Consider the following 25,443-nt stretch of genomic DNA (forward strand, 5'->3'; position numbering starts at 1 on the left):
TGGTCCGCACCCGCGTGACGTACGACCCCGAAGGCCCGCCGGAGATCCCCGGCGGGCCTCTCGTCGTCCAGTGGCTCGGTGCTCAGGCGGCCCAGACGCCGCGGACCTGGTCGACGAGGTCCCCTGACTGGCGCAGGCCCGCCTCGGCCGCGGCAGCCCGCTTGGCCGGGTCGAGCAGGTTGCGGCCGAAGGCGGCGAGCGCCTCGGGATCGGGGGTGATGACCGACCACGCGCGGGGCGCCACCTTCTCCATCTGCGCCCGGATGGACGTGTTCTTGCTGAACGCCCTGGGCAGCGGGGCGAGCACCACCACTCGCTCGGCACCGGCGACGACGTCGACGTTGGCGGTGGAGCGCATGCCGCCGTCCATGTAGGTGCGGCCGCCGATCGAGACGGGCGGCCACACCGTCGGCACGGCACAGCTCGCGGCGACGGCCGCGACGAGGTCGACGCCGGACTCGCGGGTGAAGACGGTGAACTCCCCGCTGTCGGTGTCCACGGCGGTGATCCGGAGGTCCCGGTCCGGCCAGTCGTGGACCGGCAGCCGCGAGCGGATCACGCCCTCGCGGTCGACGCTGCCCGGCTTGTGCGCGGCACGTGCGACCCGGCCGACCCGGGCGAGCTTGTCGCGACCGCTGCCGGGGAGGACGTAGGGCGGCACCAGCTTGAGTGCGGCGATCCGGGAGAGCCGCCCACCGAGCTCGGCGTCCGGCGGTTCGAGCTGTGAGGCGTAGAGGCCGGGGAGCGACAGGCCGCTGCCCAGCTGGGCGCCGACGACCGAGCCCGCCGACGTGCCGACCACGACGTCGGCACCGGTGAGGTCGACCCCCGCCTCCGCCAGCCCGTGCAGGATCCCGAGCTCCCACGCGATGCCGGTGATGCCTCCGCCGCCGAGGACCAGGGCCGACGTTCCACGTCCAGTCATGTGCCAGTTCTAGCCGACCCGTCCACGTCCGCGGCCCACCCGGGCGTACGACGACGGCCCGCCGGGTGATCCCGGCGGGCCGTCGTGTCGTGCGGTCGTGCGTGGGGGTCAGCCGATCAGGCCTGGCCGCCGGTGAGCTTCTCGCGGAGCGCCTGCAGCGCCTCGTCGGACGCCAGCGAGCCGCCGGTGTCGCCACCGGTCTCGACCTCGGTGTCGCCACCCGAGGAGTAGGACGTGGCCTCGCCGGCCTCGACCTCGGCCTGCTTGGCCTCCTCCTGCTGCTTGACGTGCGCCTCCCAGCGAGCGTGCGCCTTGGCGTACTGCTCCTCCCAGGTCGCGCGCTGCTCGTCGAAGCCCTCGAGCCACTCGCCCGTCTCGGGGTCGAAGCCCTCGGGGTAGACGTAGTTGCCCTGCTCGTCGTAGGTCGCGGTCATGCCGTAGAGGGTCGGGTCGAACTCCTCCACGTCGGCGGCGGCGGACGTCTCGTTGGCCTGCTTGAGGGACAGCGAGATCCGGCGACGCTCGAGGTCGATGTCGATGATCTTGACCATGACGTCGTCGTTGACCTGGACGACCTGCTCCGGGATCTCCACGTGGCGCTCGGCCAGCTCGGAGATGTGCACCAGGCCCTCGATGCCCTCCTCGACACGGACGAACGAGCCGAAGGGCACCAGCTTGGTGACCTTGCCCGGCACGATCTGGCCGATCTGGTGGGTGCGGGCGAAGTGCTGCCACGGGTCCTCCTGCGTCGCCTTCAGCGACAGGGAGACACGCTCGCGGTCCATGTCCACGTCGAGGACCTCGACGGTGACCTCGTCGCCGACGGCGACGACCTCGGACGGGTGGTCGATGTGCTTCCACGACAGCTCGGAGACGTGGACCAGGCCGTCGACGCCACCGAGGTCCACGAAGGCACCGAAGTTGACGATCGAGGACACGACACCCTTGCGGATCTGGCCCTTCTGGAGCTGGGTGAGGAAACCGTGGCGGACCTCGGACTGGGTCTGCTCGAGCCAGGCACGGCGCGACAGGACCACGTTGTTGCGGTTCTTGTCGAGCTCGATGATCTTGGCCTCGAGCGTCTGGCCGACGTAGGGCTGCAGGTCGCGGACGCGACGCATCTCCACGAGGGACGCGGGCAGGAAGCCGCGGAGGCCGATGTCGAGGATGAGGCCGCCCTTGACGACCTCGATGACGGTGCCCTCGACGACGCCGTCCTCCTCCTTGACCTGCTCGATGGTGCCCCAGGCACGCTCGTACTGAGCACGCTTCTTGGACAGGATCAGGCGGCCTTCCTTGTCCTCCTTCTGGAGGACGAGGGCCTCGACCTTGTCACCGACGGTGACGACCTCGTTGGGGTCGACGTCGTGCTTGATCGACAGCTCGCGGGACGGGATGACGCCCTCGGTCTTGTAGCCGATGTCGAGGAGGACCTCGTCGCGGTCCACCTTGACGATGGTCCCCTCGACGATGTCACCGTCGTTGAAGTACTTGATGGTCTCGTCGATAGCGGCGAGGAAGTCCTCTTCGGACCCGATGTCGTTGACAGCCACCTGCGGGGCGTCGTAGTCCGGAAGAGTGGAGAGCGTGCTCGTCATATGGGAAGTGATTCCTTGGATGGGTGGAGTCGTGCGGACGCGCGCAACCGTCTGTTTCACTGGCCTCTCATCGGTGACGGGTCACTGACAGGGGCACGGCGAGCCGGGGTTCGCTCGGTATGGAAGCCGGGCAGACGTGTGGCGCAACTCCCAAGCGTACGCGGGTCCGACCGTCCGCGTCCAACCGGGCGGCACGCTCACGCCACGCTCGGCGCACGCCCGCACGACGTCGGCCCCGGCACCCTCCTCGGCCCGTGTGACGTGCACCGGATTCCGGGGTTCCGACCTGCAGCGGCGATGCGCCGTGTTACCTATTTGTGGGTATGTCGTTGATCGACCACGGGAGCCAAGGCCAAGTCCAACCCGTCCGACGTGAGGTCCGGCCCGCGCCGGCCGCTCGGCCGGGCCGACGGGAGCGACCCGCTCCCGGCGGGGATGGGCTGACCCCGACCTGATCCGACCGGACCCGTGCTCCCGGTGGCCCACCGCCGCCGGGAGCACGGCCGCGTGCTGCCCGGGTCAGTCCCCGAACGGCCACGCGTGCAGGTCGCCGGTCTCCGCGATCGCCCGGAGCAGCACGTCCGCGCGATCGGCGACGGGGTTCGTCCCGACACGCGCGGCCAGGTCGATCAGCGCCCACAGGTCGGCGGCACGGGCGCCGGCGAGGAGCTCCTCAGGACTGCCGCCCCGCAGGCCCGTCCACGCCTCCAGCACCGCCTCGACGTACGCCGGGTGGCGCTCGAACCGCACGAGGTTGCCGACGTCGGTCCACGGGTGGCCGGCGTGGGCGAACTCCCAGTCGAGGACGGCGGTGGGCTCGAGCGTGCCGGGGTCCACGAGGACGTTCTTGGGGTTGAGGTCGCTGTGCACCACGCAGGTGCGACCGACGGTGTCGAGCACGTCCTGGGCCGGCCCCGCCGCCTCCACGAGGCTGGCTCGTCGTCCCTGGGGCCAGCCGGGCAGCCGGGACTCGATCCACTCCCCCAGGTCGTCGCCCGGGAAGCGGCCGACCGACAGGTCCGGGTCCACGAACGGTCCCGGGCGCAGCATCGGCATCCCGGCGAGCGTGCCGGCGACCCGGCCCATCGAGCGACCGAACCGGCGCGTGCCGTCCTCGTCCAAGCCGGGCAGCACGAGGTCACCGCGCTCGCCCGGCACGTACGCGGTCACGAGCAGGCCCGGCAGCCCCGAGGCCGCGTCCTCCCGCCTCGCCTCGAGCACCTCGGGCACCGGCACCAGTCCACGCACCAGGCGCAGCACCGCCCGGTCGACCTCCGGCGCCGCGGAGCCACGGCCGTCGCCCGGCGGGTAGATGCGCACGACCGCACGCTCGCCACCCACCTCTCCGAGGAAGGTCCGGCCCGAGTGGCCGCCCGCCAAGGGGTCCAGTGACAGCTCGAGGTCGCTCACCCGCTGATCGTGGCACGACGCGCGTCTCACCCCTACGGGGAACCTTTGTGTTACCTCTGCGTGGCTTCGTCGTTGATCCGTTTGATCGCAGGTATCCGTCGCGTGGGTTTCCCGAGAATCCGCTCGACGCCACTACATGAGGGGGCACAGATGCATCACACACACCCACCCCGGCACTCGCGCCGGGTCACGACGGCGTCGCTCGCAGCCATGGCCGTCGTCCTCCCGGGATCGCTCCTGGGACTCACCGCAGCGCCCGCGTCGGCAGCGCCGTTGCCGGCGGCGTACTCCGGCTCCGCGCACGCGGACATCGTCGACCTGAGCGCCGACCTCCTGGCACCGCTCGCACCCGGGTCGGTCGCGGACGTCGAGATCGGGCACAGCCGGAGCGCCGTCACCAGCGCCGCCAGCGGCAGCGGCAGCTCCACCGCCACGTCGTCCAACCTCGACGCCGACCTGCTCTTCGGCAACGTGCCGATCCAGACCGACTCCCAGACCGCCACCGCGCCGCCGTCGAGCGACCCGGCGCCGGAGACGCTCGCGCCCGTCCCGCTGGCCCCGCTGGCCGACATCGGCCTCGTGCAGGGTGACACGCAGGCCGCGTGGTCCGGCGGCGACTCCTGCGTGCCCGGCGTGAACGGCACCCGCACGCTGTCCCAGTCGCGTACGACGCTGGCGCGCAGCACCGTGGGCACCATCCCGGCGTTCCTCCCCGGCGTCAGCGGCGCGCTCGTCGACGTCGAGGCGTCCGAGACCCGGACCGGCACCTACCTCGTCGACGACGGCGTCGGTGGCTCGGACGTCCTCTCCAGCGCCACCACCACCGTGGGCGACGTCGAGCTGCTCGGCGGTCTGGTCACCGTCGACGTCACGAACCCCGTCGTCCTCCAGGCGCGCTCCGACGGGACGACGGGCTCCGCCGGCTACGCCAGCCCGCCCACCGTCGTCGCGACGATCCAGGGCAACCAGATCCCCATCCCGCTCAACAGCCAGCCGCGCACCATCGCGCTCCCGTCTGGCCTCGACGCGCTCGTCGACCTGACGATCACCGCGTTCCAGCCCACCCAGCAGTCCGCCGGCGCCACCGGCAGGGCGACGCTGGACGCCCTCTTCCGCGTCGACCTCGAGGTCATCACCCTCCCGGCCCCGGCACCTCGGATCACGGTCGCCGACGTGTCGCTCGCCGTCGCGCCGTCGGCCGTGGACGCCACCGCGCCCAGCGGCGGCGTGGAGTGCGACAGCGGTCCCCAGTCGGGCGCCCCTGCGGCACCGGACATCACCTCCCCCGCGGCCGGGGCGGTCGTGACGGACTCGACGCCGGCGATCTCCGGCACCGGCCAGCCCGGCGCGACCGTGACCGTCCGCGAGGGCGACACCGTCCTGTGCACGGCGGTGGTGCGGCAGGACCGCACCTGGTCGTGCTCGCCCAGCACGCCGCTCGGCGCCGGCCCGCACACCGTGACCGCGACCCAGACCGACGACAACGGCACGGCGAGCGGCTCGGACTCGGTGACCTTCACCGTCGTGCCCGACCCGACCGACCCGGACGGTGACGGCCTGCCGAACGGTCAGGAGACCGCCGAGGGCACCAACCCGAACAACCCGGACACCGACGGCGACGGCCTCACCGACGGCGCCGAGGTCACCACCCACGGCACCGACCCGCTCGACGCGGACACCGACAACGACGGGCTCACCGACGGCGCCGAGGTCACCACCCACGGCACCGACCCGCTCGACGCGGACACCGACAACGACGGGCTCGGCGACGGTGCCGAGGTCAAGGGCGTGCAGGTCCGCGAGCGCTTCGAGGTCTGCGGCACGAAGGCCCGGAAGTCCATCACGGTGACCACCGACCCGCTGCGCAAGGACACCGACAAGGACGGGCTCAGCGACGGCCGCGAGGTCACGGGCTACAAGATCAAGCAGAAGGTGAAGACGCGCAAGGGCAGCTTCGTCATCGGCAGGACCCGGTCGAACCCGACGAAGAAGGACACCGACCGCGACGGCCTCAAGGACAAGGTCGAGACGACCGGCAAGGCCAACAAGCGCTTCGGCAAGGCCAAGACCGACCCGACCAAGTGCGACACCGACCGGGGTGGCGTCCGCGACGGCGCCGAGGTCCGCGCCAAGGCCGACCCGGCCGACTGGCGCTCGGGCCCGCGTGACCCGCAGGTGCGCAACGGCCGCTCGGCCAGCGAGCGCGGGACGTCCGGCATCGGCTGACACGCCGCAGCCCCGCCCCGCACCACGCCGGCGCACCGGACAGGCTCCTGTCCGGTGCGCCGGCTCCTCTACGCTCCGGGGGTGCACGATCACGAACCCCAGTCGGTGCGGGTCGAGCGACGACCGGTCTCCGAGCGGGAGTCACGCGCCGCCAACGGGCCCGACTGGGACCGCTACGCCGACGAGTACCAGGCCACCCACGGTGCGTTCCTCGGCGACGCCGGGTTCGTCTGGGGCCCCGAGGGGCACACCGAGGACGAGCTGCGGGTGCTCGGCGACGTGCGCGGCCTCGACGTCCTCGAGGTGGGCAGCGGTGCAGGACAGTGCTCGCGCTGGGTGCGCACCCACGGCGGACGCGGCTTCGGCCTCGACCTCTCCCACCGCCAGCTCCAGCACTCGCTCCGCCTCGACGAGGAGACCGGGGTCAGGGTGCCGTCCGTGCACGGGACCGCGACCGACCTCCCCTTCGCCCCCGGCAGCTTCGACATCGTTTTCTGCTCCTTCGGCGCCCTGCAGTTCGTCGCCGAGATCGACCGGGCGGTCGGCGAGGTCGCCCGCGTGCTGCGCCCCGGCGGGCGGTTCGCGTTCTCCGTCACCCACCCCACGCGGTGGATGTTCCCCGACGACCCGGGCGAGCCGGGCCTGACGGCGACGCAGTCCTACTGGGACCGCACCCCCTACGTCGAGATCGACGACGCGTCCGGCGTCGTGTCCTACGTCGAGCACCACCGCACCCTCGGCGACTGGGTGCGGCTGCTGGCGGCGCACCGCTTCAGGCTGGTCGACCTCGTCGAGCCCGAGTGGCCCGAGCACCACGACCGCGTGTGGGGCGGCTGGTCACGCACCCGCGGGACGCTCACGCCGGGCACCGCCATCTTCGTGGCGCACCTGCAGGACACCCGGGACCTCCCTGCCGGGTGACGGGACCGGTCGTCCGGCTGCCGCGACCATCGCGGGGAGGTACGTTGCCCCCGTGCTCCGTCCGCCTCGTCACCCCCTCGCCGCGCGACGGACGAGGACGACCGCCCGAGCGCTGGTGATGTCCGCGGCCGGATGCACGATGCTCATGGCCGTCGCCGCCCCCGCAGCCGGCCGCGTCGACGGGGTGGTCGGCGAGGTGGTCGGCGAGGTGGTCGTCACCGGAGTGTCGCGCGACGCCGCGGCGCGGACGGACCGCGACCGTGACGGCCTGTCCGACCGCCGCGAGCTGGGCGCCAGCGCCCTGAGCCAGCCCGACCTCGTCCCCCTGACGACCGCACTCGCGCAGCGCGGCGTCCGCAGCGTGCGCCTGCTCTTCCTCGGGTCGTCGACGACGTACGGCGTCGGCGCCAGCACGACCGGCAACCGCTACGTCGACCAGGTCGTCACCCGCCTGCAGGGGGCCTTCCCGTCGGGCACGGCGCCCGCCCCGGTCCGCGACCTGCGGCGCAGCACCCGACGGCCGGACGACTCCCCCGGTGTCCAGGGCGTCAACGGCGGTGTCGGCGGCGCCACCGCGGCGACGTACTTCACCGACGCGCACGCCCACGCGGTGCGCGAGCTGCAGCCGACGTGCGTCGTGCACCTCATCGGCTCCAACGACTCCGTCGCCCGCGTGCCGGCGGACGCCTACCGGGCGCAGGTGCTGGACACGATCCGACGCATCGACGCGCTCAGCGACCGTCCGCCGTGCCACGTCCTGGTCCGACCGGTGCGTCGCTACCAGGTGGGCGTCGAGGCGTGGGCGGCGTACGGCGAGGCGCTGCGCGGGACCGCCCTCGGCCTGCGCCGCGTCGCGTACGTCGACGCCGGAGCCGCGTTCGAGGAGCGTGACGCGCTCGGCGCGGACCGCGCGGACCTCGTCGGCGCCGACCGGGTCCACCTGACCGACGCCGGCCACGCCCTGCTGGCCGCCACCGTCGTCGAGGCGCTCGGACTGTCGGTCACCGGCCTCGGCACCGGCACCGACCCGCGGGACGCCGACAGCGACGGGGACGGCATGGCGGACGGCCGAGAGGTCCGCGGCTACGTGGTCCGGCAGCGGGTCGTCCTGTGCTCGGGACCCGCCGTCGCCCGGCGGCGCACGAGCAGCCTGCCCTTCCGGCGCGACACGGACGGCGACGGCATCGCCGACCTGCGCGAGGTCACCGGGCACCGGCTGCTCGACGGCCGGACCGTGCGCACCGATCCGGCCGACGCGGACACGGACGGGGACGGTCGCGACGACGGGCGCGAGTCGTCGGCGCGGGGCGCGGACCCCACGACGTGCGGACGGCCGGCGGGGTGATCCCGCCGGCCGTCGCCCCGACCGCTGTGCGGGTGGGGTGGGTGGTTCCTCGTCAGGCGGTGTGCGCCGGACGGTTGCGCTGCCGGGCCATCATCGCGATCCCGGCCACGAGCAGCAGCAGGCCGAGGATGCCGCCCACGATGGGCAGCCAGATGCGGACGATCTTGAGCTGGGTGGCGAGCGAGGAGTAGGTGTCGACGTTCTCCGAGACGGTGTCGGGGTTGTAGCCGATGACGACGTCGGTGAGCGTGGCCACCTCCTCCCCCTGGTACTCGGCGACGGTGAGCTGGTCCTCCTGGCCGCGGATGATCACGCCGGTCTCCGGCTCGATCCACAGCGTGCGGGTGTTGGAGTAGACGCGGTCGAGGGTGACGTCGCCCTCCTCGTCGATGCCGAAGAACGCCGCCGGTGCGGTGATGTTGCCGACGGTCGACGGCGCGATCTGCTGCTCGAAGCGGTAGACCTCGAGCCCCTCGATGGTCTCGGCCTCCTGGAACTCGATGTCCGGAGCCTCGCCGAGCGAGCCGTCCCAGAACTGGTAGGTCTTCTGCTCGGTCTGGAAGGGGAACTTGAAGTAGAGGCCCTCGAACCCGATGGTGTCCTTGACCTCCACGCCGCGGTCGTCGGCGGTGGTGGCGGTGAAGGTGTCACAGCACTTGACGGTCTCGCCGGTGTGCCGGTCGAAGGCGACGCGGTCGTGGCTGCCGGAGCGCGGCGGGTCGTCGGGGCTGACCTCGGCGCCGGGCTCGTCGGTGTAGACCAGCGTCTCCCACACGGCGATGTCGCGGCCGAGCTCGTCGCTGGCCTCCTCGGAGGCCTCGACGTCACCGACGACGTTGCGGGTGGAGACCAGGTCGACGGTGATCTCCTGCTGGCTGGCGATGTCGAAGATCGTGGCGTCCGGGCCCTCGGACACCGAGACCGTGTCCTGGTCCAGCGGGACCACAGCCAGGCGGTCGTAGGCGTAGAACCTCGCCAGCAAGGCCACGGCGAGGAAGAAGACGCCCACCCCCGTCAAGATGACTCCGAGCTTCCTGCTCACTCTTGGTGCTCCCTCGTTCGGCTCATGTGACGCGCGCACGTTACCAGCCAGTCACCTACGTGGCACCCAACTTCGAAGGCAAATTCACCGCGCGTCGATCTCGACCACGACGACCGCGTGGGCGGTGTAGAGGAGCCGGTCGTACGGCGTCCCCCAGGCTTCCTCGGGCACCACCTCCCGCCAGCTGTTGCGGTGCCTCTCGCGCACCAGCGCGCGCATCCGGCTCGACGGGATCTCGCCCGATCGCAGCTGCGCGTCCAGCGAGGGGTTGTAGCCCACGGGGTGGGTGATCCACAACCGGCCCCCGGGCCTGACGTGCGCCCGCAGCCGCTCGATGGCCCGGGCGGGCTTGGCCGGGTCGAGGTCGTCCTCGTCGAGCCCCACGTGCTCGAGGGTGGAGATGGCCAGCACGAGGTCGAAGGTCCTGCCGAGGTCGAGGTCGGCGACGTCGGCGTTGAGGACGCCGGGCGCCTGCTCGTACTTGTCGACGACGACGTGCGACACGTCCGCGTAGTGCCCGAGCACGTTGCCGACCTCCAGGACCTCGGCTCCGGGGTGCCGCTCGAGCAGGTCCAGCGCGAGGGCCACCTCGACGGCGCGCTCGTTGAGCCAGGTGTAGTGGTAGCCGTGGACGAAGTAGGGCAGCGTCCGTCCGTCCCAGCCGAAGCCGCCGGGCGCGCGGCGCGCCCGCGGTCCCCCGGTGAGCCACCCCCAGCCCCACCGCGTGGACGAGCCGAGGACGTCCACGACACCGCGGTCGCGGGAGGTGGCGAGCAGGCGGGACAGGACGGCGACCACACGGCGCAGGAGCGGCATGCGCGCACGATAGTGCCGCCGGGCGCGGCACCGCGTGCGATCATCGCTCCATGCAGCGCCCGGACGACTCGAGCGTCGCGACGACGTTCCCCGTCCTGGACTCGCTGCGCGCCCTGGCCGCGATCGCCGTCCTCGCCACGCACGCCGCCTTCTGGGCCGGCGACTACTCCGAGCCGGTGTGGGGCTGGGCGCTCGCGCGGCTCGACGTGGGCGTGGCGGTGTTCTTCGTGCTGTCCGGGTTCCTGCTGTCCCTGCCGTGGTTCGAGCGGCACCGCACGGGACGGCCGGCGCCGTCGACCGGTCGCTACCTGTGGAAGCGCGCCCTTCGGCTCGCGCCGGTCTACGTCATCACGGCCGTCGCCGCCCTGTCGCTGCTCCCCGGCAACGACGACGCCGGGCCAGGCCAGTGGGCCTCGACGCTCCTGCTGGCCGACATCTACGTCGACGACCAGCTGCCCGACGGCCTGACCCAGATGTGGAGCCTGGCCACCGAGGTGGCCTTCTACGTCGTCCTGCCGGCCCTGATGTGGCTGGCCCTCCCCCGCCGGGACGGACGCCCCGGGCGTGCCCGCCTCGCCCCCGTGGTCCTCGCGATGGTGGCGACCACCGTCGTCTGGCTGCTGGACCTGTCGGTGCGCCTGGACACGGGCGACACGATGATGCGGCTCTGGCTGCCGTCCTACCTCACGTGGTTCGCGGTCGGCCTGGTCCTCGCCCGGACGGTCACGCGGGCCCGCCACCGCGACCGGGGCGCCCGGGACCGGCTGACCGTGCTGGTCCTGGAGCTGGGCCGGTCACCCGGCCTGTGCTGGCTCTCGGCCGCGGCCCTCTTCGCCGTCGCCGCCACGCCCGTCGCCGGGCCCGCGGACCTGACTCCCCCGACGCTGGGTGCGGCGCTGACCAAGAACCTGCTGTACGCCGCCGTCGCGGGACTCATCGTCCTGCCGGGCGTCTTCGCGCCCGCCGACGGGCGCTTCGCCCGGGTGCTGTCGCGTCCCGTGCTCCGCCACCTCGGGCACCTGTCCTACGGGATCTTCTGCGTGCACCTGCTGCTGCTCGAGCTGATCACCGAGTGGCGCGACATGCCGCTGTTCGAGGGCCGTGGACTGGAGCTGTTCTCGCTCACGCTCCTCGCCTCGGTCGCCGTCTCCGAGGTGCTTCACCGGGTGGTGGAGCGACCCTCCCAGCGGCTGCGCGACATCCGTCCCCCGTGGGCCGCCACGGCGGCGAGCCAGGCGCCCAGCGACAGGGCCACCAGCAGCTGGGGGGCGAGCAGCGCCCCTGCCCAGCCGTCCTCCGAGCCGAGCGGCCGCAACCAGTAGACGCCGGCGGCCGCGAGCAGGGGCACCCCGGCGGCGAGGGCGACGACGGCTGCCGGGAAGCGCGTGCGGGCGACGAGGCCGAGACCGGCGCCCAGGGCGCCCCAGCCGACGCCCGGCCACCCTGCGACCAGGCCGAGGGTGAGCAGACCTGCGACCGGGACGACCCATCCCGCCACCGCGGTGCGCACGGGAGGCGCCGCCGAGCCGCGGCGCGGCACCACCACGGCGCCGAGCAGCAGGACGAGGAGCAGGGCGGCGCCGCCGAGCAGCGCCGCCCGGTAGGTCCGGTCCGGGCCGTAGCGCAGGTCCAGCGAGTCGGTACCGGCCGGCACCCGCCAGCCCTGCTGCCACCCGTCGACGGTCAGGTCCGCCGCCTCCTCGCCGTCGGGGAGCCGCGCGTGCCAGCCGGCGTTGACGTTCTGGTGCAGCGCCGCCACCGAGGGCGCGTCCGCGTCCTCCAGCGCCAGCCCGGCGGTCACGGGCGAGGTGGGCCGGAGGGTGGCGCTGGACGGGGAGGTCCCGAGCGCCGCGGCCCCGGGCCGGCTGAGGACCACCCGCACCGGCCGGAACGCGGGTGCGGGCGTGCTGACGACCCGCGTGGTCGACGACCCGAGGCCGACCGTCGCAGGCCCGCAGGCGCGGGCGGTCACGAGCTCGCCGTCGAACAGCTGCCGGGCGGAGGCGGTGACGCTGGTGGCGTAGATGTCGCCGCCCACGCGCAGCGCGGGACCGAACCCGCAGCCGATGTCCACCGGTGTCTCCGGCAGCTCGATCGGCAGCAGACCGACGCCGCTCACCCGCAGCTCGCTCACACCGACCCCCACCGGGTCGATGCCGCCGAAGGCGGACCGGGTCCCGGCCCGCGCGGAGTCCAGGACCCGGACCTCGAGGCGGGTGGTGCGGAATGGCTCCACCCGGGCATAGCCGTCGGGGTCGAGCTCCACGGTCTGTCGTCCGGCGTCGTGCACGAGCTCGACGCGGGTGGCCGGGGCGGCCGCGGCCTCGCGGTCGAGCCCGAGCTCGATCGCACGCACGGGACGCTTCACGATCCAGTTGAGGGTGAGCGTCGGGGCCGGGTCGTCGACGTCGGCGATCCACGTCGTGCCACCGGCCCCGTCGATCGCGGCCACCGCGGAGGCGCGAGCGTCCGGCGCACCCGTCGAGGAGGCCGTCACGTTGACGAGCTGGTTGCGCTGCAGCAGTCCCTCGAGCGCGTCGCCGGCCACCGGGAGCACGCCGACCGAGACCTCGTAGTCGGCGCCGGTGCCCAGGCGGACCGTCCGGTCGATGACACCGCCGTCCTCGTCCGGGCGCTGCCGTCCGGGGGCGCACCGCACGTCGCTCCCGACCTCCACGCAGGCGCCGCGGCTGGTGGGCGCCGCGAGGAGCACGTGGTCGGGTGCGCCCCACCCGGCCGGGACCTCCGGCAGCACGAGGGTCCGGTCGAGGTCGAGCCCCAGGACGCGCACCTCGGCGATGGACAGGCCCTTCGCGGGACCGTCGCTCGGGGCCGCCGCGACGCGGATCCACGACGTCGGGCCCGCCGGCGGCACGAGCGTGACCGACTCCCCCGGCAGCAGCGTCCGGGCCTCGGACGTGCCCGCCTCCGTCTCGACCACCAAGGAGGTCGCGTCGTCACCCTGGGTCTCGCCGGCGACGACGGTCACCGGCCCGACCTCGCGGGGCTCCTCGAGGACCACCCGCACCCAGGGGTCCTCGTCACTGCGCGGGATCCCCGACTCCCACGCCGTCTCCGGCCGGCCGTCGAAGGCGGCGTACGGCAGTGTCTCCGGCAGCACCGGGCCGATGGTGTCCGCGAAGGCTCGCGACCCGGACGCGTCGACCGAGCGCGCCCCGAGCACCTGCGCCGTCGTCTCCCAGCGGGCCTGGTCCTCCAGCACGTACTCGCGCGCCGGCGCACCCCTGCGACCGTCGTCGTCCGGGGCGAGCGTCGCCGACCGGCCGTCGTGCACGCGGGCGAAGGTCGCCTCGCGACGGCGCAGCCCGTCCGTCAGGACCAGCCCACCGCCGTCGGGCCCGTCCGGTGCGTCGAGCGCGAGCACCGCGGGCTCGTCGCCCAGCAGGTCGGCGTCGAGCAGGTCGAGGAGGTCCTCCGGCCCGCCCACCACCACCGGTGGGGCCGGGCTTCCGGCGGCCGCTCCGGCGCCGGCCACCTCGTAGACCTCGACGGCCGGGTAGTCGGCGTGCCAGCCCCCGTCCACGACCACCCGGCGCGGCCGCTCCTCGTCGGCCTCCTCGTCGTTCTCCTCGTCGTCCTCGTCGAGGCGCACCGGCCCGCCGACGTCCGGGCCGAACTCGGCGACCTTGGTGAGCCCGGGTGAGCCCTCGATCGCCTGGTGCACCAGGACCGGGAGCGGGACGTCGTCGGAGGCACGCAGGTCGTTGCGCACCACCAGCCGCCCCACCCCGGCCCGGCGGAGGTAGGCGGCGAGGCCCGGCGAGGGCCGGCCGGCGGCCAGGCGGGCCTCGACGGCGTCGAGCATCCTGATGTTGCCCGGCGGCGCGAGCGGCACGGCGTTGCGCACCGCCCACCCGGCGACGCCGTAGGCCTGTGCCGGCTCGTCCTCGGGGGTGCCCCACAGGTAGGTGGCGAAGCTGGAGCCGGGCACGAGCAGCGCGGTCGTCCCGTCCGGGTCGCGGTCGGCGGTCGTGCCGAGCCACGACACCGCTCGCTCCCAGTAGCCGGGGACGGCCTCGAAGTCGTCGGCCGGCGCCAGGCGTCCGGCGAGCGCCGGGCTCGCGACGCCCGCCACGGCGACGACGCTCAGCGCCAGCACACCGGCGTACGCCACGCGGTCGCCGTCCTCCAGCCGCTCGCGGAACGACCGTGGCGGAGCGGACCGCACGCGTGCTGCGGCGGCAGCGAGCAGGTGCGCCAGCCCCAGGACGAGCGGCAGCCGCACCAGCGGCTCGAGCTTGTGCACGTTGCGCAGCGGCGCCAGCACGCCGTCGAGCGCGGACCGCTCGTCGGCGGCGAACCATCCCGACACGCTGCCCGAGTGCCCCAGCGACACCAGGACGAGGCCCAGCAACGTGCCGAGGGCCAGGAACTGCCGGTGCGGGTTGCCCCGCAGCGCGATGCCCGCGAGCCCGAGCACGACGAGCACTGCGCCGTTGAGCGCCACGTAGCCCGTGGAGACGAGGTCGTTGCCCGCGCGCCAGGTCGAGTCGACGTACGGGACCCAGTGCGAGGTGCCGCGGAGCACGTCGAACGGCGTCGTGGGGAAGGTCGTGATCGAGGCGGTCTCGATGAAGTCGAGGAACGGCGGGCTGTACGCACCGAGCAGGAGGAGCGGGACGAGCCACCAGGCGGTGCCCGCGACCACCAGGAGCGGCCACCACGTCATCAGCGCCCGGCGCCGGGGCCCCGCGGAGCGGGTGAGCAGCCACACCGCGCCGAGCGGGATGACGGCGAAGGTCGCGGCCGCGTTCACCCCGCCCACCGCCGCGACCGCCAGCGCCGAGAGCGCCGCGGCCCGCCGCGGTGAGCCGGCCCGCGAGCCGAGGACGAGCGGCACCAGCACCCACGGTGCCAGCGCCATCGGCCAGCCCTCGATGGAGATGGGGCCGATGGTGGTCAGGATGCGGGGCGACAGCGCGTAGGCGAAGCCCGCGACGATGCGGCTGGTCGGCGACCCGAGGTCCAGCGCGGCGCACAGCTTGACGACGCCGAGGAAGGCGACCACCAGCAGCAGGGACCACCACGTCCGCTGGACGACCCACCCGGGCACCGTGAGGAGATCGCCGAGCCAGAAGAAGGGCCCCATGGGGAAGAGGTAGCCGTAGGCCTGATTCTGGATCTGCCCGAAGCCACCCGACGGGTCCCACATGTGCAGCGCCCGCCCGAGCATCGCGCCGGGGTCGGCGACGAGGTCGAACTTCGTGTCGCTGACGATGCGTCCCGGGCGCTGCGAGAAGGCGAGGGCCACGAGGACCAGGCAGCACGCGACGAGCCGGAACCGCCAGGTGATCGCCGTCGGGCTGCTCGTGGTCGGTGGGCTCATCGCCGGCGCAGGACGATGACGAGGTTCCAGGTGACGACCTCGCGCACCACCGGGACGTACGTCAGCCAGCGGGCGGCCCGCGGGTTGTAGCGGGGGACGACGTCGAGGACCTCGGCGTCCGTCTGCTCGCGCGCCCAGTCCAGGCCTGCGCGGACCGTCACCGCGAAGAGCGACTCGCCGAACCTGTTCTTGGGCTCGTGCCCGTGCGTACGCCGGTAGCGGCGGCGCGCGCGGCGCCCGCCGAGGTAGTGCCACGGAGCCGTCTCGTGCCCGCCCCACGGGCCGAACCAGACGGTGTAGGAGATGAACGTGATGCCGCCAGGTCGCGTCACCCGGACCATCTCGTCGGCCATCCGCCACGGCTCTGACACGTGCTCGAGCACGTTGGAGGAGTAGCAGACGTCGAACGTGCCGTCCCCGAAGGGCAGCTGCATGCCGCTGCCCAGCACCGTCCTCGGCGAGATCTCGCCGAGCCCGGAGAGCTCGCCGGCGTCGGCGTCGAGGGCGAAGTAGGTCGCTCCCGCGTCCTCGAACGCCCGCCGGAAGTAGCCCGGGCCACCTCCGACGTCGAGCATCCGGCTCCCGGCGAGGTCGGCGTACTCCGACAGGTGCCCGACGGAGTCCTCGGCGAGCGCGCCGTAGAAGACGTCGGGCCGGGTCTGCTCGAGCCGGAACGCGCGGAAGAGCCGGACGGAGCGTCGCAGCGTGGGTGCCCAGGCCGAGGATGGTGGGACGGACTGCTGCGGCACGCGGCGACTGTAGTCGATGGCCGGGTGCCGCGAGCTCGATCGGACGGACCCGCGCGGCGGTCGCGCGTGATCTAATCGCCCGCGTGGTAGCCAGCACCGCGGTGACGTGGGAGGACACGCCGGGCGACGAGGCGGCGGCCCGACGGGCGGCCGAGATCGCCAGCCTCACCGGGCTCCGCGGCCTCGCCGCGTTGATGGTCGTGCTCATGCACACCGCCGGCCGCACCGAGTTCGACTGGCTCGGCCTGCCGACCTACGGACCGGTGAGCCTGTTCGTGATCTCCGGGTTCCTCCTCTACCGGCCGTGGGCGCGGTGGAGCCTGGGCCTGCAAGACAGGCCCGCGCTCGGCCCCTACCTGCTGCGCCGGGCCACACGCATCTTCCCCGCCTACTGGCTCGTCCTCGTCGTCGTCGCGGTCGTCGTCCCGGCGTCGCGCCCGGTCGGCGCCGAGGGCTGGTGGCGGGCGGTGACGCTCACCTGGATCTACGAGGCGGAGCCGATGCGCGAGGCGCTGCTGCACACGTGGAGCCTCGCCACGGAGGTGTCGTGGTACGTCGCGCTGCCCGTGATGGCCGGCATCTCGGGGCACCTGGCACGCCGGTTGTCCGGTGTCAGGGCGTTCTGGCTGTGCACCGCCGGCCTGGCGCTCTCGCTGCCCGTCTCGATCGGCTGGCGCACCTGGGCGTCGAAGGCCGACCTGCTCGGGCAGCTGACCTACCCCTACTGGCTCCCCTCCTTCCTCTACTGCTTCGCGGGGGGCGCGTTCGTCGCGCTGCTCGTCGAGGCGCGGCGTGCGCGCATCGTGACGGCCGGCCGGCTGACCGCGCTGGTGAGCGACCCGTGGGCGCCGCTGGTGATCGCCCTGGCGTTCACGCTGGTGGCCACCTCGTCGCTCGGTGGCCCGACGGGGTTCGTCCCGGTGACCTTCGCGGAGGAGCAGGTCCGGAGCTGGTCGGCCGCCAGCATCGCCTGGCTCCTGCTCTGCGTGGTGGTCCTCGCCCCCCTGGACGTGCCCCTCAGCCGCCTGCTCGGCACCCGGTGGTTCAGCGCCGTCGGGCGGTGGTCCTACGGGATCTACCTGTGGCACGTCCCCGTCGTGGTCGTGCTCGAGCGCGACCTCACGTTCCCCGACGGCCTGCTCGGGCTGGTGTGGCGGCTCGCCTGCGTGCTGGCGATCTCGATCCCGCTCGGAGCGGCGACCTACGCGTGGGTGGAGCGACCCACCATCGCCTGGTCGCGACGCTGGTCCGGGGCCGCCGGAGACGGCCGGCGCCTCCTCGGCCGCAAGCCCAGCGCCACCGCGAGCACGAGCAGCCAGCCGAACGCCCCGGCGCCGGCCGCGACCCGCAGCACCTCGACCGACGAGTAGCGCAGGCTGACCCGCTCGGCACCCTCGGGGACCTGCCACGCCTGCGCCCAGCCGTCGACGGTCAGCGTGGGCAGCTCGGCACCGTCGGCGACCGCGCTCCAGCCGGTGCCCGCCGGCACGGCGAGCGCGACGGTCGACGGCCCGTCCACCTCGACCGACCGGCCGTCGGGATCGACGGCGATGACCCCCGCGGGGAGCGACGCGGGAGCGTCCACCGCGGACCCGAGCTCGGCCACGTCGCCCAGGAAGCCGTCGGGGGGCGCAAGCACCAGACCGACGGGGGTCCACGAGAAGGACGCCTCGACGCTGACCCGCGCCTCACCGGCCGGCAGCGTCGGCTCCTCGCACAGCCGGGCGGTCACCAGTGACGCCTCCACCAGCTGGCGCGCGGACACCCGGACCGCGGTCTCGTACGTCTCGCCGTGGACGGTGACGTCGGGTCCCGAGCCGCAGCCGAGCTCCTCGGACCGGTCCGCGTCGTACTCGGTCTCCGGGCCGCCGATCACCTCCACCTCCGACAGCGCCATCGGCACCGCGACCGTGGCGCCGGTGACCGAGTCGACGGAGCCCACGGGCTGGTCGGCGCCGAAGATCACCGACACGGACCGCGTCCGCACGGGCGGCAGCCGCACCACCCCGTCGTCGCCGATCTCGGCGGCGACCGGGTCGGTGCCCTCGTCGAAGCCGACGACGACGCGGCTGGGCGTGGAGGCGAGCTCGCGCTCGGCGGTGGTCACCCGCAGGCCGGTGACGCGCGTCGGCCGGTCCCAGGAGAGCGCGAGCGTGGGGGCGGCGTCCTCCGGCGCGGGCCGCCACGCGGTCGACGGGTCTCCGTCGGCCGCCGCCTGGGCGTCGCCCACGAGGTCGGGGGACGCGACGCTCGACCCGGTCGCGGTGACGGAGGGGCGTGCCAGCCGGTCGGCGAGCGCGCGCGACTCGGCGCTGTCCGCCGCCCGGAGCCACACCCGTCCGCCGACCTCCACGCTCCCCTCGGACGTGACGACGCGCGCCAACGAGCCCGAGTCCGGACCGTCGACGCCCACTGCCCGGCTGCACACGGTCTCGCTCGCGGCCGGGTCACCGGCGCCCCCGACGGGGTAGGACGGCACGCACGTCGCGAAGCTGGGTGGGCGGGCGGCGAGGACCCAGGTGGCGGTGGCCCCGCCGGCGACGACGAGCTCCTCCTCGACCTCGAGGCCCGGCACCGACAGCTCCGCGATCGCGAAGCTGCTGTCGCCCGACGCGGGGCCGGTGACGCCCGTGGCCACGACCCGCAGGCGGTCGGTCCGGCCGACGGCCGCCAACGGGACCAGGCCGTCGGCGGGGACGTCCACCTCCGTCGACCCGTCGTCGGACTGCAGGACCACCCGGGAGACGAGGTGGGACGCGAAGGCGTTCTGGACGACCTGGAGCGAGGCGTCGGCCAAGTCGGTGGTCCCGTCGAAGGCGATCTCCCACCACTCCCCCACGACGGTGCCGCGGCGCGACTGCCAGGCGGTGAACCCGTTGCCGTCGACGGCCGCGGCCGGCACCGCACCGGTGAGGCGCCGGTGCCCGTCGAGGTCGGCCGCCGAGGAGGAGGCGCGCACCTCGTCAGCACCCGACAGGCCCCGGGAGGCGGTCGGCGTCCGCGCGGCGCCGGCCGGCACCGCGGTCCAGGGCTCATCGGCCCCGACCACGGGGCCGAACGGGTCGGACGCCACCCGCTGGTCCACGTCGCGCCGTCGCGCGCTGTCGGAGACGGCGTCGCTGGTCCCGTCCGGACCACGCCCCAGGACGAGCGCCTGCTCGGGCTCCAGCCCGGCGTCGGCCAGGTCGCCGACCACCCCGCTGTCGCCCAGCACGGACACGGGCGCGCCCGCGTGGACGGACCCGTCGGCCGCCTCGTCGAGGGCCCAGATCTCGATGGTCCCGCCCGGGTCGTGCACGCCGAGGTCCACGAGGCCGGCCGGCGCCTCGCCGGCTGCCTCCACGACGGCGACGCGCGAGGCCCCCTGCCGCGACAGGGCGTGGCGGACGAGGCCGACCGGTCGCTCGCGGTCGACGGCCGCCGGGACGTCGTTGCGCAGTAGGACGTAGGAGATGCCGAGGTGGCGCAGGGCGGCGGCCGTGCCCGGTCCGTCGAGTCCGCGCTCGAGTCGGGCCACGGCGTCGTCGAGGGCGGCGGTGGCCGCTGCCCCGGACAGCGGCACGGTGTCGCGCGCCACCCACGGGCGGTCGACGAGCGCCTCCGCCACCACCGGGTCCACTCGCCCGTCCGCCACGGCCGGCAGCACCAGCACGCGTCCCGGAGGAGCGGTCGCGGACCACCTCGCCACCTCCGCCCACTGCGCCCGGTCGATGTCCGCGCGCTCGGACGTACGCTCCTGGACCGCGAGCACCGGGCCCGCCACCGACACCAGCCCGAGGACGGTGAGACCGGCGACGGCCGCGCCGGTGCGACGCGTCCACGGCCCGGCGACCCCGGCCGGCGACCGCGAGCCCAGGTGCTCGACGAGCGGCGACCACGCCACCAGGCCGGCGAGCGCGACCCAGACCAGCACTGCGACCCACGGCGCCGGGACGGAGTCGGTGGCCGTCGCCGAGGACGCGGGCACCGGCAGCCACGACGGCCATCCGTCGGACGCCATCCCCACCACCGCCGCGACGAGGGACGTCCCCAGCAGCGCGCCGACGAGCACGAGCTCGGTGCCGACCCGCAGGACCAGCGCGGCGACCGCCACCACTGCGGGCGCGAACGCGAGGAGCACCAGCCACAGCGGCTCGGCGGACGGAAGACCGAGCGTGTCGCCCAGCGCGAGCGCCGACGGCGAGGCGACGAGACCCGTCACCTCCACGGCGTGGGCGACCTCCCAGGCGTAGGCCGCGAGCCACCACGCGCTGGACGCGGCCGCGAGGAGCGACCACCGCAGCAGCTGCCGGGCGCCGCCCGCGTGGCGCGACGTCACGGCCGCGGAGACGAGACCGGCGAGCAGCGCCACCAGGCCCCACGGCGGGCTCCCCACCCCGGCCAGCCCGAGCCAGGCGGCCGACCCGGCCGCGGGCCGCCAGCCCACGTCGCGACCAACGAGCGGGACGAGCACCCACGGGAGGAGGGCGACGACGAGGCCGTCACCCGGGGCGTGCAGCACCGTGGTCACCAGCAGCGGCCCGCAGGCGTAGAGCGCCGCGGCGACCCACGGGCTCCACGGCTCGTCCACCGTCCCGTGCCGCCGCTGCGTGCTCGCCCGCCCCGAGCAGGCACGGCCGAGCCGGACCGCCCCGACCACGGCCAGCACGAAGACCAGGACGCACCAGCCGGTGCGAGCGACGGACGCGGGCGCGCCGACGAGGTCGGCCAGCCAGGACCAGACGGCCAGCGGCAGGTCCCGCAGCCCCTGGGCGGTGGCGTCGCCGAACGTCCCGGACACGCTCCAACCGTCCGCCGCGCTGCGCAGCGACGCGGTCGGGGCGGCGGCGACACGGGCGTACGCGCCGGTGACGGCCTGCGCGCCGGAGACTCGTACGGCCACTGCAGCGGCGAGGACGGCGACGACGAGGGTGCGGACACCGGCGACCGTCAACGCTCCTCCTCCCCTCCGGGCGGGCGAACCCGGCTCCACGGTGGTCATGGACGCACGAGCACGCGGCCGCAGACGACGCCCACGACCAGCGCCACGACGACGTCGGACCCTACCGGGGGCACGACCACCTCGGAGGCGGACACGGCCATGAGCCCGGCGAACGCCAGCGCGGCGGCGCAGGCGGCGGAGACCAGGTGCAGCGGGTGGTGCCGCGTGGCCCACGCGACCAGCGCTCCCACCGCGAGGGGCAACGAGACGATGCCGACCACGAGGACGGCGGGGAGCTGGACCAGCTGCCACCCGCGGGACGACCGACGCGCGGGCCCGCCGGGGTCGCCGGCCTCCTCGTCCGCCGCAGGCGCCGGTGCCCGGCCGACGCGGCGGACGAGCAGGAACCCCGAGAGCAGGAGCAGCAGGCCGACCAGGACGAGGCCGCCGACGAGCGACACCCGGAACGGCACCTGCGGGCCGTAGTCGAGCTCGACCACCCCTGTCGCCCCGGCCGGGAGGACGAAGCCCTGCCGCCACCCGTCCAGGACCACCGGGCGCAGCTCGACGCCGTCGAGGCTGGCCGTCCAGCCGCGGTTGTGGCTCTCGGTGACGGCGAGCACGGACTCGGCGCCGGCCGACACCTCGACCTCACGGTGCGTCGCCGACCACGCCAGGACGGACGGGCGCGTGCTGGCGGCCGCCGCCGGCGGCGGGGACGGCGCCAGCACCAGGGTGGTCGTGGCGAGTCCCGGGGGGTTCACCACCCGCACCCGGTGCTCGCCGGCCGACAGCGAGACCGACCGCTTCCCGCAGGGGACCACCGCCAGGTCGCCGCCCGAGCGCACGTCGCGCAGCGTGCCGGTGACCCGCGTCTGCACGACTCGCCCACCCACCTCGATGGTGGGACCGAAGCCGCAGGCGGCACCGGTGGGCGTCGCCGGGTCCGGCTCGTGGCGCAGGTCCTCGATGCCGGCGACCTCGACCTCGGCCACGCCGACGCCCTCCAGCCCGGCCTCGCCGAAGGCGGTGACCCGCAGCTGCTTGGTCCGCACCGGGCGCATCTCCCCCGCGTCCGGGCCGGCGGTCGCGACGAGCTGGGGCTCGCCCGTCCCCGGACCACCGTCCACGAGGAACGCCTCGGGCAGGGCGCCCGGCTGCCCGGGCGAGGACGTCACCACGACCCTGGTCACCTTGCGTCGGGGGCCCCATGCCAGCTGGAGGGCCGGCGCAGGATCGCCCGGTGACGACGTCCAGCCCGTCTCGGGGCGCCCGTCGACGGCCCCGGCCGCCGTGACCGCGGGGTCGCCCGCGTAGGTGCTGCTCGCCGTCACGCCGACCTGCCGGTCCGACAGCGGTGCGAAGAGGCGGTCGAGCTCGGGACCGTGGGTGGCGACGACGCGTCCCTTGAGGCGCCACTCGCCGCTCTCCGCGACCGTGATGGTGCGGTCGAACCCCGCCGTCTCCGACGTCTCGACCTGGCGGGACAGCTCGCAGCCGACGTAGGCGTCGTCGCCGTCGACGGCGCATGCCCGTCGCGGCGCCTCGCTCGTGAGGAACACCGAGGTCGCCGACGAGACCGCCCCGGGCACCACCAGCGAGCGGGTGACGTCGTGGTCGGCGATGCGCACGTCGGCGAGCCGCACCTGGCCGCGTCCGGCCGCCGCACCGAGCACCGTGACGCGCATCCGCGACGCCGCGTCGTCGTCGACGTCGACGAGCGGCGCCGTGCCGTCGGCCTGCACGTCCGCCACCACGGACCGGTCCTCGGTGGTGATCCGCACCGACGTCACCCGCGCCCCGGCGAACGTGTCGAACGACACGGACACCTGGCGCACGGGCGTCGGCCGGTCGAAGCGGGCCTCGATCCACTGGCCCTGCGGTGCGGACAGGGGCGCGCTCGCCCACGAGGTCCAGATCGACCGGTCGAAGGCGGCGTAGGGGCTCAGCTCGGGCCGCACCGGACCGAGCACGTCGGCGTAGCCCGCGGAGCTCGACGCCACGATCTCCGCCGCACCGTCGTACGCCGCCGTCGTCCGGTCCGCGGGCATGGCGCCGTCGCTGTGGTCGTGGGCGAGCCGGGTGACGCGGTAGGCCTCGGACGGGGTCATCACCGCCGACCGCGCGTCGTGCACGCGCCCGAAGCTGCGCTCGACGCGTCGCAGGTCGTCGGTGACGATGTCCGCCTGCTCGCCGTCGGCGGCCAGCACGGTCGCCTCGTCGTCCGGCACGAGGCCCGCAGCGCGCAGCTCCGGCACGACCTCCGGCCCGCCGTCGACCACCGACCGGTCCGCCCAGTCCTGGACCTCGACGCGGGGCTCGTCGTCGTGCGCGAGCTCGTAGACCTCGACGGCGGGCAGACCACGCGACGTGCTGCCGAAGGCGCCGGCCACCCGGGCCCCCGGCACGTGCCCCAGGGCGGCGCGCACCACCTCGGGCTCGGGTGCGTCGGTCGCGTCCGGGTCCAGGTCGTTGCGCACGATGACGTGGGTCGCGCCGAGCGCCTGCAGGGCTGCGGCGAGCCGCCGCTGCGGTCGCGGCTCGGCGACCGACTGCTCCACGGTGTCCAACAGCCGCAGGGTGCCCGCAGGGGCCACGGTGACCTGGGCGCGCGCCATCCACGGCGACGGGTCGAGGACCTGGACCGGCTCGTCGATGGTGCGGCCCCACGTCTGCACGGCGAAGCCGGCCCCCGGGAGCACGATGGCCCGGGTCGGGCCCGGCCGGTCGCCCAGGTAGGCGACGGCGTCGCGCCAGCTGTCGGGGACGTCCTCGAAGCCGCCCTCGGTCCGCAGCGACCCCGCGGCCGCGGGGCCGGCGGCGGCCACGACGAGGAGACCGGTGACCGCCACAGCGATGGTCCGCACCGGCAGGACGGTCGAACCGGCCGTGCGTCGCCACGTGGCCGGCACGGCGCTCGTGACGAACGCCCCCACGCCGAGCGCGAGCGGCAGCCTCACCACGGGGTCGAACTTGTGGATGTTGCGCAGCGGCGCCAGGGAGGTGTCGAGAGCCTGCAGCCACGCCTCGGAGAAGACCGAACCGGCCCAGCCGCCGCTCCCGGCGGTCAGCACGGCGAGGCCGACCAGCACCGACACCGCGAGCACCCGCCGCTCCCACAGGCCCGCCTGCAGCAGGCCGAGGAGTCCGATGGCCGCGACCAGGACCGTCGGGACCATCAGCAGCGTCGAGGACGCCAGCTCGTAGCCACCGGCCCAGCCGATGTTGCCCCCGCCGGGGAAGAGCGCCACCCAGTGGCTGGTCCCGCGCAGCGACGACAGCCACCCGGTGTCCCCGGCCGTGGTCTCGGCCGACTCGATGAAGTCCAGGAACGGCGGGGAGTAGGCGCCCATCAGGAGGAGCGGGACGACCCACCACAGCGTCGCGACGCCGACCAGCGCGCCCCACCCGACCAGGTCGGTGAGGCGACGGCGCACCGACCGGCCGGAGGCGAGGGCCAGGAGCAGCGCCGGGAGGACCAGGCACGCCACCACGAGGGTGGCGTTCTGCCCGCCCATCAGGGGCACGGTGGACGCCGACAGCACGAATGCCACCCAGCCGCGCAGCCGTCCTCGGAGGAAGAGCACGAGTGGGAGCACCGTCCAGGGCAGCACCGCCGCCGGCAGCGTCTCGCCGCTGAGCCCGCCCACGGTCGTCAGGACGCGCGGGGCGAGCATGTAGGTGAGCCCTGCCAGGATCGCGCCCGCGCGTCCGATGCCGGGCCAGGAGGCCGCGAGCCGACGGGCCCCCTCGTAGGCCAGCAGCATGACGAGCGCGGACCACAGCCGCTGCCAGATCCACATCGGGACCCCGAGCAGCTCCCCGGCGAGGAAGGCCGGCCCCATCGGGAACAGGTAGCCGGACGCCTGGTTCTGCAGGCCGCCCAGGGCCCAGTCGCCGTTCCACAGGCTGGAGCTGCGCGCCAGCAGGTCGGCGGGGTCGAGCTGCAGGTCGAGCTTGGTGTCGAAGGTGATGCGTCCGGTCTGCTGGAAGAGGTTCAGCACGACGACGGAGACGACGACGAGCACGTGCACGCCGAGCAGCCACGGGTCCGACCGAGAGGGACGCCGGCGGACCGGGGCGGTGGAGCCGTCGGTCACTGCGGCTGCCTTCCGTGTCGATCCGCTCGGGCGGCGGTGAGTC

12 protein-coding genes and 2 pseudogenes are annotated in these 25,443 nt (G+C 74.5%); 5 read left to right on the forward strand and 9 right to left on the reverse strand.

Annotation, left to right across the window (positions count from 1 at the left end; translation table 11 throughout):
- Positions 1-82 precede the first annotated feature (82 nt).
- The 3 genes from HN031_RS17005 to HN031_RS17015 form a co-directional block, all read right to left on the reverse strand.
- Complete coding sequence (locus tag HN031_RS17005; protein ID WP_172272853.1) at positions 83-925, reverse strand: patatin-like phospholipase family protein; 843 nt, start codon at positions 923-925, stop codon at positions 83-85.
- A gap of 116 nt (positions 926-1,041) precedes the next feature.
- Positions 1,042-2,523 (reverse strand): 30S ribosomal protein S1, encoded by a 1,482-nt coding sequence (gene rpsA / locus HN031_RS17010; protein ID WP_172272856.1) that lies wholly within the window; start codon positions 2,521-2,523, stop codon positions 1,042-1,044.
- Positions 2,524-3,042: 519 nt separating this feature from the next.
- Positions 3,043-3,933 (reverse strand): phosphotransferase, encoded by an 891-nt coding sequence (locus HN031_RS17015; protein WP_172272859.1) that lies wholly within the window; start codon positions 3,931-3,933, stop codon positions 3,043-3,045.
- Between the two features lie 210 nt (positions 3,934-4,143).
- On the opposite strand from HN031_RS17015, the gene HN031_RS21125 reads away from it, so the two are divergent.
- From HN031_RS21125 to HN031_RS17030, 3 genes are all read left to right on the forward strand, one after another.
- On the forward strand, positions 4,144-6,159 hold the full coding sequence (locus HN031_RS21125) for an Ig-like domain-containing protein (RefSeq protein ID WP_216652522.1): 2,016 nt from the start codon (positions 4,144-4,146) through the stop codon (positions 6,157-6,159).
- 81 nt (positions 6,160-6,240) lie between these two features.
- Entirely contained in the window at positions 6,241-7,080 is an 840-nt protein-coding gene (locus tag HN031_RS17025) for a class I SAM-dependent methyltransferase (protein ID WP_367650799.1), read from the forward strand.
- A gap of 145 nt (positions 7,081-7,225) precedes the next feature.
- Positions 7,226-8,425 carry a GDSL-type esterase/lipase family protein gene (locus tag HN031_RS17030; protein WP_172272862.1) on the forward strand — a complete coding sequence of 400 codons (1,200 nt, stop codon included), beginning with the start codon at positions 7,226-7,228 and terminating at the stop codon, positions 8,423-8,425.
- 52 nt (positions 8,426-8,477) lie between these two features.
- Here the strand turns inward: HN031_RS17030 and HN031_RS17035 are convergent, their stop codons facing one another.
- Both HN031_RS17035 and HN031_RS17040 read right to left on the reverse strand, forming a co-directional pair.
- The gene (locus tag HN031_RS17035; RefSeq protein WP_172272865.1) at positions 8,478-9,467 is read right to left on the reverse strand and encodes a DUF3068 domain-containing protein; all 990 of its coding nucleotides are present in this window, start codon (positions 9,465-9,467) and stop codon (positions 8,478-8,480) included.
- A gap of 84 nt (positions 9,468-9,551) precedes the next feature.
- A complete protein-coding gene (locus tag HN031_RS17040) occupies positions 9,552-10,283 on the reverse strand; it encodes a trans-aconitate 2-methyltransferase (RefSeq protein ID WP_172272868.1) in 732 nt (243 codons plus the stop codon).
- 50 nt (positions 10,284-10,333) lie between these two features.
- Between HN031_RS17040 and HN031_RS21670 the strand changes: the two genes are divergently transcribed.
- Entirely contained in the window at positions 10,334-11,605 is a 1,272-nt protein-coding gene (locus tag HN031_RS21670) for an acyltransferase (protein ID WP_253943492.1), read from the forward strand.
- Between the two features lie 1,925 nt (positions 11,606-13,530).
- Here the strand turns inward: HN031_RS21670 and HN031_RS21675 are convergent.
- Both HN031_RS21675 and HN031_RS17050 read right to left on the reverse strand, forming a co-directional pair.
- Positions 13,531-15,630 (reverse strand): annotated as a pseudogene (locus HN031_RS21675) (alpha-(1->3)-arabinofuranosyltransferase family protein); the annotation flags it as partial.
- On the reverse strand, positions 15,627-16,379 hold the full coding sequence (locus tag HN031_RS17050; RefSeq protein WP_172272874.1) for a class I SAM-dependent methyltransferase: 753 nt from the start codon (positions 16,377-16,379) through the stop codon (positions 15,627-15,629). The gene HN031_RS17050 and the pseudogene HN031_RS21675, both read right to left, overlap by 4 nt.
- A gap of 83 nt (positions 16,380-16,462) precedes the next feature.
- On the opposite strand from HN031_RS17050, the gene HN031_RS21680 reads away from it, so the two are divergent.
- Positions 16,463-17,749, forward strand: a complete 1,287-nt coding sequence (locus tag HN031_RS21680; protein ID WP_367650800.1) for an acyltransferase family protein — start codon at positions 16,463-16,465, stop codon at positions 17,747-17,749.
- Positions 17,750-19,470: 1,721 nt separating this feature from the next.
- Here the strand turns inward: HN031_RS21680 and HN031_RS22385 are convergent.
- Positions 19,471-21,360 (reverse strand): annotated as a pseudogene (locus HN031_RS22385) (alpha-(1->3)-arabinofuranosyltransferase family protein); the annotation flags it as partial.
- Complete coding sequence (locus tag HN031_RS17060; RefSeq protein WP_172272880.1) at positions 21,357-25,400, reverse strand: alpha-(1->3)-arabinofuranosyltransferase family protein; 4,044 nt, start codon at positions 25,398-25,400, stop codon at positions 21,357-21,359. The gene HN031_RS17060 and the pseudogene HN031_RS22385, both read right to left, overlap by 4 nt.
- Positions 25,401-25,443 lie beyond the last annotated feature (43 nt).

Source organism: Nocardioides sp. zg-1308, assembly GCF_013155375.1.
GTDB classification, from domain to species: domain Bacteria; phylum Actinomycetota; class Actinomycetes; order Propionibacteriales; family Nocardioidaceae; genus Nocardioides; species Nocardioides renjunii.